Source organism: Serratia sp. LSHTC3, from assembly GCF_057197125.1.
In genome coordinates this window covers 20,323-34,648 of sequence record NZ_JBXUNP010000008.1, presented here as the reverse complement: position 1 = coordinate 34,648, position 14,326 = coordinate 20,323, and the positions used below count along the sequence as shown (strand labels likewise).

The following is a 14,326-nucleotide window of genomic DNA, read 5'->3' as shown; positions in this document are numbered from 1 at the left end:
TGGCTAAATGTGTTTTTTTCCTGCCCGTGAACCGTACGGACCGTTTATGCCACAAATTCTGCAATTTATTATGGCCCTGGTGGTGATCATCGCCCTGGCGCTGCTGGTCAGCAATAATCGCAAGAAAATCCGCCTGCGCTATATCATCCAGCTGTTGGTGATCGAAGGCGCGCTGGCCTACTTCTTCCTGCACTCCGCCAGCGGGCTCAGCGTGATCAAACACGTCGCCGGCTTCTTCGACACCCTGCTCGCCTACGCCGCCCAAGGATCGGAGTTCGTATTCGGCGGCATGAGCAAGGATGGCCTGGCGTTTATCTTCCTCGGCGTTTTGTGCCCTATCATCTTTATTTCCGCCCTGATCGGCATTTTGCAGCATTTCCGCATCCTGCCGCTGATCATCCGCCTGGTGGGCACCCTGCTGTCCAAGGTCAACGGCATGGGCAAACTGGAATCGTTCAACGCCGTCAGCACGCTGGTGCTGGGGCAGTCAGAGAACTTCATCGCCTACAAGGGCATCATCGGCGACATCTCGCCGCGCCGCATGTACACCATGGCCGCGACCGCCATGTCGACGGTATCGCTCTCCATCGTCGGCGCCTACATGTCGATGATCGACGCGCAGTACGTGGTGGCGGCCTTGATCCTTAATATGTTCAGCACCTTCATCATCCTGTCGATCATCAACCCGTATCAGGTTGAAGACGAGCCGGAGCTGAAGCTGAACAAGCTGCACGAAGATCAGAGCTTCTTCGAAATGTTGGGCGAGTACATTCTGGCCGGCTTCAAGATTGCGATGATCATCGCGGCGATGCTGATCGGCTTTATCGCGCTGATCTCCGCCGTCAACGCGTTGTTCTCGGCGGTGCTCGGCATCAGCTTCCAGCAGATCCTCGGCTACGTGTTCTATCCGCTGGCCTGGCTGATCGGCATCCCGGCGGAGGAGGCCCTGAAGGCGGGCAGCATCATGGCGACCAAACTGGTGGCCAACGAATTCGTGGCGATGATTGAACTGAAGAAGATCGCGGCGGAGCTGTCGCCGCGCGGGCTGGGCATTTTGTCGGTGTTCCTGGTGTCGTTCGCCAACTTCGCCTCCATCGGCATCGTCGCCGGCGCCATCAAAGGACTGAACGAGCAGCAAGGCAACGTGGTTTCCCGTTTTGGCCTGAAGCTGGTTTACGGCTCGACGCTGGTGAGCCTGTTGTCGGCAGCCATCGCCGGCCTGGTGCTGTAATCCTCACTCCCGGCCAGGCGGCCGGGAGTGCGTTTTAAAACGCCACGCACACCGGCGCATCCACCCGCATCACCGAATCCTGCGCAAACTGCTGCTTATAGCCGCTGCGCAGCGCCTCGATATTCGCCTCGCTCTCTTTGCCCGGCGCATGGATCAGCAGCAGCGCCTTGCTGTTCTCGCGCGCCAGTTTGCCGTCGTGGCCCAGCCACTGCCCTTTGGCATCAAACACCGTCAGCCCGTCTTTAAAACGTGGTGTCACCTGGCTATCGACGAAGGTTTGCCACTCGGCGGCGGTGATCGCCGGCCCCGCCGGCCGGTTCAGGCCGAAGTAGAGCGTTGTCTGCACCAGCGGATCGCCGGTGCGGCAAGCCGGGGTGGGGGAAACAGCCTGGTGGCCTGGCGCCACGCAGCCGCTCAGCAGCAGGGCTGCCATCATGGCGCCAGCAGCCAGTCTCGGGGAGTTTTTCATCTGCAGTCTCGGTTTCTCGGTTGAAGGATTCGCTGCAAAAATCATAGTCAGCGATGGAAATTAGCGCGAAATTTCTAATGCTTTCATTAACAGCCAGATGTTAAAAAAGGCTGGTTATCGGCAATAAAAACGGAGTTTGGATTAGCTATATTAATCCGAAATGCCATCGGTGAAAAAAACTCAGTGGCGCGCGTCCTCGGCGGCGATTACCCTGCCGGCCATCATTCTGACGCAAGTACGCTGTGAATCCCTTATGTTACTGAGCATCCTTTATATCATCGGCATCACCGCCGAAGCCATGACCGGCGCGTTGGCGGCCGGCCGCCGCCAAATGGACATGTTCGGCGTGATCATCATCGCCTCGGTCACCGCGATCGGCGGCGGGTCGGTGCGCGATATGTTGCTCGGGCATTTTCCGTTGGGCTGGGTCAAGCATCCGGAATACATCGTCATCGTCGCAATAGCGGCGATCGTCACCACCTGGGTGGCTCCTCTGATGCGCCATCTGCGCCGCCTGTTCCTGGTGCTCGACGCCGTCGGCCTGATCGTCTTCTCGATCATCGGCGCCCAGGTGGCGCTGGATATGGGGCACAGCGCGATTATCGCCGCCATCGCCGCAGTGATCACCGGCGTCTTCGGCGGGGTGCTGCGCGACATGTTCTGCAACCGTATCCCGCTGGTGTTCCAGAAAGAGATCTACGCCGGCATCTCCTTCAGCGCCGCCTGGCTGTATATCGGCCTGCAGCACCTCAGCCTGCCGCACAATCTGGTGGTGATCCTCACGCTGGTCGCCGGCCTGAGCGCGCGTCTTATCGCCCTGCGCTTCCGCCTCGGCCTGCCGGTGTTCAACTACCAGCATCCGGATCACTGATCCCGGAGCGGCAGCGCGCCGCCGCTGGGCCAAAACTGCCAAAATATTGCTCTTCAGCGCGCATATTCGCCCTTTCGACGCTTTTTCCACGCAAAGCCGCGGGCAAAATGCGAGCTAACGCTGCACCCGGCGCGTTAGCCGTGTATACTGTGCGGAGAAAATACACATCCGCTGTTTTTGGCATATCAACCGTTATCAACGAACATCATCATGGCTCAAGGCACGCTTTATATTGTCTCTGCTCCCAGTGGCGCAGGTAAATCAAGTCTGATTCAGGCTTTGTTAAAGACGCAACCGCTGTACGACACGCAGGTTTCGGTTTCGCACACCACGCGCGACAGCCGCCCGGGTGAAAATCACGGCGAGCACTATTTCTTCGTCTCGAAAGACGAATTCCGCCGGATGATCGAGCAGGATGCGTTTCTTGAGCACGCCGAAGTGTTCGGCAACTATTACGGCACCTCACGCGCCGCCATCGAACAAGTGTTGGCGACCGGCGTGGACGTGTTTCTGGATATCGACTGGCAGGGCGCGCAGCAAATCCGCGCCAAAATGCCGCAGGCGCGCAGCATCTTCATTCTGCCGCCATCGAAGGAAGAACTGGGCCGCCGCCTGCGCGGGCGCGGGCAGGATTCCGAAGAGGTGATCGCCAAACGCATGGCCCAGGCCGTGGCGGAAATGACGCATTACGCGGAGTACGATTACCTGATCGTGAACGATGATTTCGATCTGGCGCTGTCCGATCTGAAGACCATCATTCGCGCCGAACGCCTGCGTTTGGGCCGCCAGTTGCTGCGGCATGACGCTTTAATCAGCAAACTATTGGCAGACTGAAGGCAGTTTCAGTATCATGCCCAGTCTTTTCGTCACCTGTGGAGTAGCACAAATATGGCACGCGTAACTGTTCAAGACGCTGTAGAGAAAATTGGTAACCGTTTTGACCTGGTGTTGGTCGCTGCTCGTCGGGCGCGTCAGATCCAGACCGGCGGCAAAGATGCACTGGTTCCGGAAGAGAACGACAAGTACACCGTTATCGCCCTGCGCGAAATCGAAGAAGGCCTGATCACCAGCCAGATCCTCGACGTGCGTGAGCGCCAGGAACAGCAAGAGCAGGAAGCCGCAGAGATTCAAGCGGTTACCGCGATTGCTGAAGGTCGTCGTTAATTAGACAGCGAGTCCGCCTTGTACCTGTTTGAAAGCCTGAATCTGCTGATTCAACGTTACCTGCCCGAGGAGCAGATTAAGCGCCTCAAACAGGCATACCTCGTCGCGCGCGACGCGCACGAGGGCCAGACACGCTCCAGCGGTGAGCCCTACATTACTCACCCGGTCGCCGTGGCCTGCATCCTGGCGGAAATGCGTCTCGACCACGAGACGCTGATGGCGGCGTTGCTGCACGACGTCATCGAAGACACCCCAGCCACCTATCAAGATATGGAACAGCTGTTCGGCAAGAGCGTCGCCGAACTGGTTGAGGGCGTCTCCAAGCTCGACAAGCTGAAGTTCCAGGACAAGAAAGAAGCGCAGGCGGAAAACTTCCGTAAGATGATCATGGCGATGGTGCAGGATATCCGCGTCGTGCTGATCAAGCTGGCCGACCGTACGCACAACATGCGCACCCTCGGTTCGCTGCGCCCCGACAAACGCCGGCGCATCGCGCGTGAAACCCTGGAAATCTACAGCCCCCTCGCCCACCGTCTGGGTATTCATCACCTGAAAACCGAGCTGGAAGAGCTGGGCTTCGAGGCGCTGTACCCAAACCGCTACCGCGTGATCAAGGAAGTGGTGAAAGCCGCGCGCGGCAACCGCAAAGAGATGATTCAAAAAATCCTCTCCGAGATCGAAGGGCGGCTGACCGAGGCCGGCATCGCCTGCCGCGTCAGCGGAAGGGAAAAACACCTTTACTCCATCTACCTCAAGATGCACCTGAAAGAACAGCGTTTTCATTCCATCATGGATATCTACGCGTTCCGGGTGATCGTCAAAGAGGTCGATACCTGCTACCGCGTGCTCGGCCAGGTGCACAGCCTGTATAAACCGCGTCCGGGGCGGGTGAAAGATTACATCGCCATTCCCAAGGCCAACGGCTATCAATCGCTGCATACCTCGCTGATCGGCCCGCACGGCGTGCCGGTCGAAGTGCAGATCCGCACCGAAGACATGGATCAGATGGCTGAGATGGGGGTGGCCGCGCACTGGGCTTACAAGGAAAGAGAACAGGGCGAAACCGGCACCACGGCGCAGATCCGCGCCCAACGCTGGATGCAAAGCCTGCTGGAGCTGCAGCAAAGCGCCGGCAGTTCGTTTGAATTTATCGAGAGCGTCAAATCCGATCTGTTCCCGGATGAGATTTACGTTTTCACCCCGGAAGGCCGCATCGTCGAGCTGCCCGCCGGCGCCACGCCGGTCGACTTCGCCTATGCGGTGCATACCGATATCGGCCATGCCTGCGTCGGCGCGCGCGTCGATCGTCAGCCGTACCCGCTGTCGCAGTCGCTGACCAGCGGCCAGACCGTCGAGATCATCACCGCGCCGGGCGCACGGCCCAACGCCGCCTGGCTGAACTTCGTGGTCAGCTCGAAAGCGCGCGCCAAGATTCGCCAGATGTTGAAGAACCTCAAGCGCGACGACTCCGTCGGCCTCGGCCGCCGTCTGCTCAACCATGCGCTGGGCGGCAGCCGCAAACTGGCCGAAATCCCGCAGGAAAATATTCAGCACGAGCTGGATCGCATGAAGCTGGCGACGCTGGACGATCTGCTGGCGGAAATTGGCCTCGGCAACGCCATGAGCGTGGTGGTGGCGAAGAACCTGCAGGGCGATCAGTCCAGCCTGGGCACCACCTCCGGCGTGCGCAACCTGGCCATCAAGGGCGCCGACGGCGTGTTGATCACCTTCGCCAAGTGCTGCCGTCCGATTCCGGGCGACCCGATTATCGCTCACGTCAGTCCGGGCAAAGGGCTGGTGATCCACCATGAATCTTGCCGCAATATTCGCGGCTATCAGAAAGAGCCTGAGAAGTTCATGGCGGTCGAGTGGGATAAAGAGACCGAGCAGGAGTTCATCGCCGAGATCAAGGTGGATATGTTTAACCACCAGGGCGCGCTGGCCAACCTGACGGCGGCGATCAACGCGGCCGAGTCCAATATTCAGAGCCTGAACACCGAAGAGAAAGACGGTCGGGTTTATAGCGCCTTTATCCGCTTGACCACCCGCGATCGCATCCATTTGGCAAACATTATGCGTAAAATCCGTATCATGCCGGATGTGATCAAAGTTAACCGCAACCGAAACTAGCGCTTATGAGTCCTGAACGCTATGCGCGGATTTGTGAAATGCTCGCGACCCGGCAGCCGGATCTGACGGTCTGCCTGGAGCAGGTGCACAAGCCGCATAACGTCTCCGCCATTATCCGTACCGCCGACGCCGTCGGCGTGCATCAGGTCCACGCCGTGTGGCCCACCACCCGCATGCGCACCCTGGTCTCCTCCGCCGCCGGCAGCAACAGCTGGGTCAGCGTTAAAACCCACCGCACCATCGGCGACGCGGTCGGGCACCTGAAAGCGCAGGGCATGCAAATTCTGGCTACCAACCTGTCTGCGCGCGCGGTCGATTTCCGCGAGGTGGACTACACCCGGCCAACCTGCGTGCTGCTCGGCCAGGAAAAAACCGGCATCACCGAAGAAGCGCTGGCGCTGGCCGATCAGGACATCGTCATTCCGATGATCGGCATGGTGCAATCGCTCAACGTCTCTGTGGCTTCGGCGCTGATCCTGTATGAGGCGCAGCGCCAGCGGCAGAACGCCGGCCTGTACCGTCGCGACAACAGTATGCTGGACGAAGAAGAGCAGCAGCGTCTGCTGTTCGAAGGCGGTTACCCGGTGCTGGCCAACGTGGCCAAGCGCAAAGGGCTGCCGCGCCCGCAGATCGATGAACAGGGCCAGGTGGTCGCCAGCGCCGAATGGTGGGCGGCCATGCAGGCGACGGTGCGCAAATGAAAGGCCGCCTGCTGGATGCTGTCCCACTCACCACGCTTTCCGGGGTTGGCGCCAGCCAGGCGGGCAAATTGGCCAAACTCGGCCTCGACACCATTCAGGATCTGCTGCTGCACCTGCCGCTGCGCTACGAAGATCGCACCCGCCTCTATCCGATCAACGATCTGCTGCCGGGCATCTACGCTACGGTAGAGGGGGAAGTGCTGCGCAGCGACATCAGTTTCGGCCGCCGCCGCATGCTGACCTGCCAGATCAGCGACGGCACCGGCATCCTCACCATGCGGTTCTTCAACTTCAACGCCGCGATGAAAAACAGCCTGGCCACCGGCCGCCGCGTGACCGCCTACGGCGAGATCAAACGCGGCAACCACGGCGCGGAGATCATCCATCCGGAATACCGCATTCAGGGCGAAGCCAGCGAAGTCGAGCTGCAGGAGTCGCTGACGCCGGTTTACCCCACCACCGAGGGGGTGCGGCAAGCCACGCTGCGCAAGCTGACCGATCAGGCGCTGGCGCTGCTGGATACCTGCGCCATCGCCGAACTGCTGCCGCCGGAGCTGAGCGGCGGCCTGATGAGCCTGCCGCAGGCGCTGCACACCCTGCACCGCCCGCCGCCGGACATCCAGCTGGCGGATCTGGAGCTGGGCAAACACCCGGCGCAAAAACGCCTGATCCTCGAAGAGCTGTTGGCGCATAACCTCAGCATGCTGGCGGTGCGCGCCGGCGCCCAGAGTTACCAGGCGCAGCCGCTGCTGCCGGACGATCGGTTGAAAAACCGTTTTCTCGCCCAGCTGCCGTTCTCGCCGACCGGCGCGCAAACGCGCGTGGTGGCCGACATCGAAGCCGATATGCAAAAAGACTTCCCGATGATGCGGCTGGTGCAGGGCGACGTCGGCTCCGGCAAAACGCTGGTGGCGGCGCTGGCGGCGCTGCGCGCCATCGCGCACGGCAAACAGGTGGCGCTGATGGCGCCGACCGAGCTGCTGGCCGAGCAGCACGCCAACAATTTCCGCCAGTGGTTTGAACCGCTGGGGCTGGAGGTCGGCTGGCTGGCCGGCAAACAGAAAGGCAAGGCGCGCATCGCGCAGCAGGAAGCCATCGCCAGCGGCCAGGTGTCAATGGTGGTCGGCACCCACGCCATCTTCCAGGAGCAGGTACAGTTCAACGGCCTGGCGCTGGTGATCATCGATGAGCAGCACCGCTTCGGGGTACATCAGCGGCTGGCGCTGTGGGAGAAAGGCGAAGAGCAAGGCTTCCACGCCCATCAGCTGATCATGACCGCCACGCCGATCCCGCGCACGCTGGCGATGACCGCCTATGCCGATCTCGACACCTCGGTCATCGACGAGCTGCCGCCGGGCCGCACGCCGGTGACCACCGTCGCCATTCCCGATACCCGCCGCGCCGACATCATTCAACGGGTGAAGAGCGCCTGCCTGGAAGAGGGGCGGCAGGCTTACTGGGTGTGTACGCTGATCGAGGAATCTGAGCTGCTGGAAGCGCAGGCGGCGGAAGCCACCTGGGAGGAATTGAAAGCCGCATTGCCGGAGCTGAAGGTGGCGCTGGTGCACGGCCGCATGAAAGCGCAGGAGAAGCAGGCGGTGATGCAGGCGTTTAAACAGGGCGAGCTGCAGCTGCTGGTCGCCACCACGGTGATCGAAGTCGGCGTCGACGTACCGAACGCCAGCCTGATGATCATCGAGAACCCGGAGCGGCTGGGCCTGGCGCAGCTGCACCAACTGCGCGGCCGCGTAGGGCGCGGCGCGGTGGCCTCACACTGTGTGCTGCTGTACAAAACGCCGCTGAGCAAAACCGCGCAAACGCGCCTGCAGGTGCTGCGCGACAGCAACGACGGCTTTGTCATCGCCCAGCGCGATCTGGAGATCCGCGGCCCGGGCGAGCTGCTCGGCACCCGCCAGACCGGCAGCGCCGAATTCAAAGTGGCGGACCTGCTGCGCGACCAGGCGATGATCCCCGAAGTGCAGCGCGTCGCTCGCCACCTCCACCAGCACTACCCGGAACACGCCCAGGCGCTGATTGAACGCTGGCTGCCGGAGAAGGCACGCTACTCCAACGCATAAAAAAGGGCGCCGACGGCGCCCTCTTCTTTTTTTCTGGCTCGCGATATCACCCCACCGCCGGGAACACCGGCAGCAGCAGATACAGCTTGATGACGATGGCATTGGCGATATCGATAAAGAACGCCCCCACCATCGGCACCACCAAAAACGCCACGTGCGACGGGCCGAAACGATCGGTGATCGCCTGCATGTTGGCGATCGCCGTCGGCGTGGCGCCCATGCCAAAGCCGCAGTGGCCGGCGGCCAGCACCGCCGCGTCGTAGTTCTTGCCCATCACCCGGTAGGTGACGAATATCGCGTACAGCGCCATCACCAGCGTCTGCACCGCCAGGATCGCCAGCATCGGCAGCGCCAGCGAGGCCAGCTCCCACAGGCGCAGGCTCATCAACGCCATCGCCAGGAACAGCGACAGGCTGACGTTACCCAACACCGACACCGCCCGCTCAAACACGGTATAGAAGCCGGTGAAGGCCAGCGTGTTGCTGAGGATCACCCCGACGAACAGCACGCAAACGAAGTTCGGCAGTTCAAACACCGTGCCGCTCAGCAGGCCGGCAATCAATTGCCCCAGGCTCAGACAGATGGCGATCATGGCGATGGTTTCGATCATCACCAGCGAGGTGATGAGACGGCCGCTTTCCGGCTTCTCAAAACCGCTCGGCTGCACGCTGTCATCCGGGGTGCCTTCCGGCGTGGAGGAGTGCTTGACCAGATAGCGCGCCACCGGGCCGCCGATCAGACCGCCCAGCACCAGGCCGAAGGTGGCACAGGCCATGGCGACTTCCGTCGCGTTTTCAAAACCGTAGCGCTCGATGAACAGCTTGCTCCAGGCCGCCCCGGTGCCGTGGCCACCCGACAGGGTGATCGATCCGGCAATCAGGCCCATCAGCGGATCCAGCCCCAGCATTTTCGCCATGCCGATGCCGATGGCGTTCTGCACGATAAGCAGCCCCAGCACCACGAACAGGAACACTACCAGCACCTTGCCGCCGGCGCGCAAACGCGCCAGGTTGGCGTTCAGGCCGATGGTGGCGAAGAAGGCCAGCATCAGCGGATCCTTCAGCGACATGTCAAAACTGACTTCCCAGTTGACGAGCTTTTTCAGGGCTAACAGCAGGAGGGCCACCAGCAAACCGCCGGCGACGGGAGCGGGAATGGTATATTTTCGCAGCAGGGGAATGGTTCTGACGCACTTGCCCCCGAGGAGCAAAACCAGCGTCGCCGCGACTAACGTGCCATAAGTATCAAGATGAAACATCCAGGTACTCCATGTGAGGGAAAAGATCCAAATAAAAATAATAAGTTATAGAAAACCACTTAGTTTTTAAACTTGATGAGTGCAGGATTAGAAGTAAAAAACGCTGAGATGACAAGAAAAAATGAATGAAAATGCGACATAAACGGGAAAGTCGGCAACATAATATTTACGCGCAACCGTTTGCTTTTGCGGGGCGGGGCATTAAAATGCCTGCTTTGCCGTATCTGGAAACGCCACACCATGAGCATGTCATCCTCCGAGCTTGATGCCGCGCGCCAAGCCGCCTCAGAACCCCGCGCCAGTGAACTGATTTATCGCCTGGAAGATCGCCCGCCGCTACCGCAAACGCTGTTTGCCGCCGGCCAGCATCTGCTGGCGATGTTCGTCGCGGTGATCACACCGGCGCTGCTGATCTGCCAGGCGCTGGGCCTGCCGGCACAGGATACCCAGCACATCATCAGCATGTCGCTGTTCGCCTCCGGTCTGGCTTCCATTCTGCAAATCAAAACCTGGGGACCGGTGGGTTCCGGGCTGTTGTCGATTCAGGGCACCAGCTTCAATTTCGTTTCGCCGCTGATCATGGGCGGTCTGGCGCTGAAAAACGGCGGCGCCGACGTGCCGACCATGATGGCCGCGCTGTTCGGCACCCTGATGGTCGCTTCCTGCACCGAAATTTTACTGTCGCGCGTGCTGCATCTGGCGCGCCGCATTATCACCCCGCTGGTTTCCGGCATCGTGGTGATGATCATTGGCCTGTCGCTGATTCAGGTCGGTCTGACCTCGATCGGCGGCGGCTACGCCGCGATGAACGATCACAGCTTCGGCTCACCGAAAAACCTGCTGCTGGCCGGCGCGGTGCTGGCGGTCATCATCCTGCTGAACCGCCAGCGCAACCCTTACCTGCGCGTCGCTTCGCTGGTGATCGCCATGGCGGTCGGCTATCTGTTGGCCTGGGCGATGGACATGCTGCCCGCCGGCGCATCGGCAGCCCCAACGGCGGCGATCACCATTCCCACGCCGCTCTATTACGGCCTGGGCTTCGACTGGAACCTGCTGCTGCCGCTGATGCTGATCTTTATGGTCACCTCGCTGGAAACCATCGGCGACATCACCGCCACTTCCGACGTCTCCGAACAGCCCGTCAGCGGGCCGCTGTACATGAAGCGCCTGAAGGGCGGCGTGCTGGCCAACGGCCTGAACTCGATGCTGTCGGCGGTGTTCAACACCTTCCCCAACTCCTGCTTCGGCCAGAACAACGGCGTGATCCAGCTGACCGGCGTCGCCAGCCGTTACGTCGGCTTCGTGGTGGCGCTGATGCTGATCGCGCTGGGGCTGTTCCCGGCGGTGGCCGGCTTCGTGCAGCACATTCCCGAGCCGGTACTGGGCGGCGCGACCATCGTGATGTTCGGCACCATCGCCGCCTCCGGCGTGCGCATCGTGTCGCGCGAGCGCCTGAACCGGCGCGCCATCATGATCATGGCGCTGTCGCTGGCCGTCGGCATGGGCGTCTCCCAGCAGCCGCTGATCCTGCAGTTCGCGCCGGACTGGCTGAAAACCCTGCTCTCTTCCGGCATCGCCGCAGGCGGCATTACCGCCATCGTGCTGAACCTGGTGTTCCCGCAGGAACACGAGAAAAAGTAACCCGTCCATTGACGTTCAAACGGCCGCTTGCGGCCGTTTTTTATTGTCTATCAGACCATTGCCCTTGAGATGCCCGGCCAATTGCGGCATAAACAGGGTATCTTTTTTGACCGATGCGGATGTAGACGATGAAATTTATCGGAAAGCTGTTGCTGACGTTGCTGCTGCTGACCGTGCTGGCGGCGGTGGTGCTGTATCTGGTGGGGCAAACCCGCTGGGCGGCAGGCCGCCTGAGCGCCTGGATCAGCGACAACAGCGAATACCGCCTGTCGATAGGAAAAATCACCCACTCGTGGAATCAGCCGGGCCAGATCGGTCTGGAAGAGGTGCAGCTGGCGCGCAATGGCCAGCCGCAGGCGCTGGCCGCCAAACGCGTCGATCTCGGCCTCAGCCTGCGCCAAATCACCGAACCGCGCTATTTCCACAGCGTCACGCTGCGTGACGGCACGCTGAACGTGCAGCCGCAGACTGCTGCGCTGCCTGTACAGGCCGACGTGCTGCAGCTGAGCAACATGGCGCTGCAATCCAACGATAACGAGTGGCAGCTCAACGCGCAGCGGGTCAATGCCGGCATCACGCCGTGGCGCCCGCTGGCCGGCCATCTGCTGGGGGACAACAATCAGTTCCAGTTCAGCGCCGGTTCGATGACGCTGAACGGCATTCCCGCTTCGAAGGTGTTGGTGCAGGGGGAGCAAAAACAGGGCCAGCTGCTGTTGAACAATTTCGGCGCCGATCTGGCGCAGGGCGACCTGACCGGCGTGGCCAGCCGCGCCGCCGACGGCAGTTGGCAAGTGGATCGCCTGCGGCTGAGCGGCGTGCGCATGCAGACCCCGTTGACGCTGGCGGAATTCATGCAGCGCTTTACCACCCTGCCGCCGGTCACCCTCAAGCGTTTCGATCTGATCGATGCGCGCCTGGAAGGCAAGGCGTGGGCGTTTAACGATCTCGATCTGTCGCTGCAAAACGTCAGCATCGAAAAAGGCGACTGGCGCAGCGAAGACGGCTCGCTCAACGTCAATGCCAGCGATGTGATCAACGGCGGTTTCCACCTGATCGACCCGATCGCCACCCTGCGCCTCTCCTCCGCCGGCATCGCCATTCAGCAATTCACCACCCGCTGGGAAGGCGGGCTGCTGCGCACCTCCGGCAATTGGCTGCGCGCCGGCAAACGCCTGCAGCTGGATGAAGTGGCCATGGCGGCGCTGGAGTACACCCTGCCAATCGACTGGCGCGAGCTGTGGCTGAAACCGCTGCCGGACTGGCTGGCGGAGGTGTACGTCACCAAGCTGACCACCAACCGCAATCTGATCATCGATATCAACCCGGCATTCCCGTTCCAGATCACCGCGCTGGACGGTTACGGCAGCAACCTGCTGCTGGCGCACGACCACCAGTGGGGCATTTGGTCCGGTTCGCTGAACCTGAACGGCAGCGAGGCCACCTTCAACAAAATCGATGTGCGGCGCCCTTCGCTGGCGCTGAACGCCGACGCCAACCAGATCGCCGTCACCGAGCTCAGCGCCTTTATGCCCAATGGGTTGCTTGAGGCCAAAGCGACCGTCGATCAGCTGCCGGGCAAGCCGTTCCAGCTGACGCTGCACGGCCGTTCGGTACCGCTCAATACCTTGCAGCAATGGGGATGGCAGCCGGTGCCGCTGACGGGCGACGGCAACCTTGAGCTGCAGTTGAAAGGGCTGTTGAACAGCGACGGGCCGTTCAAAGCTTCATTGAAGGGGACTCTGCAAGCCACCGCCGGCGACGGCCAGACGGTGAACCAACAGCTGCCGTAATCTATCGCGCGGCCCGCCGCCAGGCAGGGCCGCCGTTTTACTCTTCCAGCGCTTCGGAACCGCCCTGATCCAGCGGCACATCCGGCTCAGCCGGCAACACCATGTAGGTGCCTTCGAACACCGCGCCCTTATCCTCATCGCCGAACAGATGCACTTCGGCGTGCACGCGCGCGCGGCGGCCTCGCGCCAGACGCGCCAAATCACCGCTTAACGAACCGAGATCCGCCACCGCCCGCGGCCTGCCGGTGATCGGTTTGCTGTAGCGAATGTGCGCGTCCGCCAGAATGATGGTGCCACCGAGATGGCGCTCGCGCAGCAGCAGCCAAATCAGCCCCCAGGCGGTCAGCGTCGCCAGCGAGAACAGGCTGCCGGCAAACAGCGTATGGTGCGGGTTCTGGTTGCCGATCTCCGGCATGGTGGTGACGAAGCGCTGGCCGGTGTACTGGCTGATGCGCACGCCCATCTTTTCGCTCAGGGGGATATGTTCATACCAGGCCTGCTGCAATTGGCCGCACCAATCGGGGCGATGCAGGATATCGTCCAGCGTCGCTACCGGTTTGATCATCAAAAAGTGGCGGATCGGGGTGGTCTGCGGCGCAGTGATCTCGCCCTGATTGACGAACCCCAGCTTGGCAAAGAAATCCACCGCATCTTCACGGGCGCTGCACACCACCCGCTTCACGCCTTCCTGCCGCGCGACGGACTCCAGCGTCATCGCCACCAACGTCCCCAGCCCTTTATCCTGCAGCGTCGGGTCTACCGCCAGAAAACGGATCGCCGCCTCGTTGTCGGCATTGATGTACAGCCGCCCGATGGCGACGATTTTACCGGCCTCGTCCACCACCATTTGGTGATGGGCCATGGCGTCATAGGCATCCTTTTCCGAACCCACCGGCTGGTGCAGCGGCTTGCGCAGCATTTCCCAGCGAAACTGGTAATACTCTTTCAGTTCTTGCTCTGTTACGGGTACTCGTAGGTGATACATAGACGCCT

General features: G+C 61.3%; 12 protein-coding genes. 9 read left to right on the top strand and 3 right to left on the bottom strand.

From position 1 onward, the window contains the following. Positions 1–46 precede the first annotated feature (46 nt). Positions 47–1,231 (top strand): NupC/NupG family nucleoside CNT transporter, encoded by a 1,185-nt coding sequence (locus tag AC2CGI_RS22315; protein WP_004931212.1) that lies wholly within the window; start codon positions 47–49, stop codon positions 1,229–1,231. Positions 1,232–1,265: 34 nt separating this feature from the next. Here AC2CGI_RS22315 and AC2CGI_RS22310 read toward each other — a convergent pair whose 3' ends face one another. Beyond that, positions 1,266–1,700 (bottom strand): DUF3574 domain-containing protein, encoded by a 435-nt coding sequence (locus AC2CGI_RS22310; RefSeq protein ID WP_015379443.1) that lies wholly within the window; start codon positions 1,698–1,700, stop codon positions 1,266–1,268. Between the two features lie 253 nt (positions 1,701–1,953). On the opposite strand from AC2CGI_RS22310, the gene AC2CGI_RS22305 reads away from it, so the two are divergent. From AC2CGI_RS22305 to recG, 6 genes are all read left to right on the top strand, one after another. Beyond that, complete coding sequence (locus AC2CGI_RS22305) at positions 1,954–2,571, top strand: trimeric intracellular cation channel family protein (protein ID WP_025304704.1); 618 nt, start codon at positions 1,954–1,956, stop codon at positions 2,569–2,571. A gap of 210 nt (positions 2,572–2,781) precedes the next feature. Further along, a complete protein-coding gene (gmk, locus tag AC2CGI_RS22300) occupies positions 2,782–3,405 on the top strand; it encodes a guanylate kinase (RefSeq protein ID WP_004931218.1) in 624 nt (207 codons plus the stop codon). A 54-nt stretch (positions 3,406–3,459) separates the two neighbouring features. Then, positions 3,460–3,735 (top strand): DNA-directed RNA polymerase subunit omega, encoded by a 276-nt coding sequence (gene rpoZ, locus AC2CGI_RS22295; protein ID WP_004931221.1) that lies wholly within the window; start codon positions 3,460–3,462, stop codon positions 3,733–3,735. An 18-nt stretch (positions 3,736–3,753) separates the two neighbouring features. Then, positions 3,754–5,865, top strand: coding sequence for a bifunctional GTP diphosphokinase/guanosine-3',5'-bis pyrophosphate 3'-pyrophosphohydrolase (spoT, locus tag AC2CGI_RS22290; RefSeq protein ID WP_015379445.1), 2,112 nt, complete (start codon positions 3,754–3,756; stop codon positions 5,863–5,865). Between the two features lie 5 nt (positions 5,866–5,870). Next, positions 5,871–6,566, top strand: coding sequence for a tRNA (guanosine(18)-2'-O)-methyltransferase TrmH (gene trmH / locus AC2CGI_RS22285; protein ID WP_004931227.1), 696 nt, complete (start codon positions 5,871–5,873; stop codon positions 6,564–6,566). Then, entirely contained in the window at positions 6,563–8,644 is a 2,082-nt protein-coding gene (recG, locus tag AC2CGI_RS22280) for an ATP-dependent DNA helicase RecG (protein ID WP_015379447.1), read from the top strand. Before trmH ends, recG begins: the two co-directional genes overlap by 4 nt. A gap of 46 nt (positions 8,645–8,690) precedes the next feature. Here recG and gltS read toward each other — a convergent pair whose 3' ends face one another. Further along, on the bottom strand, positions 8,691–9,902 hold the full coding sequence (gene gltS, locus AC2CGI_RS22275; RefSeq protein WP_004931230.1) for a sodium/glutamate symporter: 1,212 nt from the start codon (positions 9,900–9,902) through the stop codon (positions 8,691–8,693). Between the two features lie 240 nt (positions 9,903–10,142). Between gltS and AC2CGI_RS22270 the strand changes: the two genes are divergently transcribed. Then, positions 10,143–11,543, top strand: coding sequence for a nucleobase:cation symporter-2 family protein (locus AC2CGI_RS22270; RefSeq protein WP_021504483.1), 1,401 nt, complete (start codon positions 10,143–10,145; stop codon positions 11,541–11,543). A 128-nt stretch (positions 11,544–11,671) separates the two neighbouring features. Further along, positions 11,672–13,333 carry an AsmA family protein gene (locus tag AC2CGI_RS22265; RefSeq protein ID WP_076740159.1) on the top strand — a complete coding sequence of 554 codons (1,662 nt, stop codon included), beginning with the start codon at positions 11,672–11,674 and terminating at the stop codon, positions 13,331–13,333. Between the two features lie 37 nt (positions 13,334–13,370). On the opposite strand, the gene fabY is transcribed toward AC2CGI_RS22265, so the two are convergent. Further along, positions 13,371–14,318, bottom strand: a complete 948-nt coding sequence (gene fabY, locus AC2CGI_RS22260) for a fatty acid biosynthesis protein FabY (RefSeq protein WP_004931235.1) — start codon at positions 14,316–14,318, stop codon at positions 13,371–13,373. Positions 14,319–14,326: the final 8 nt, after the last annotated feature.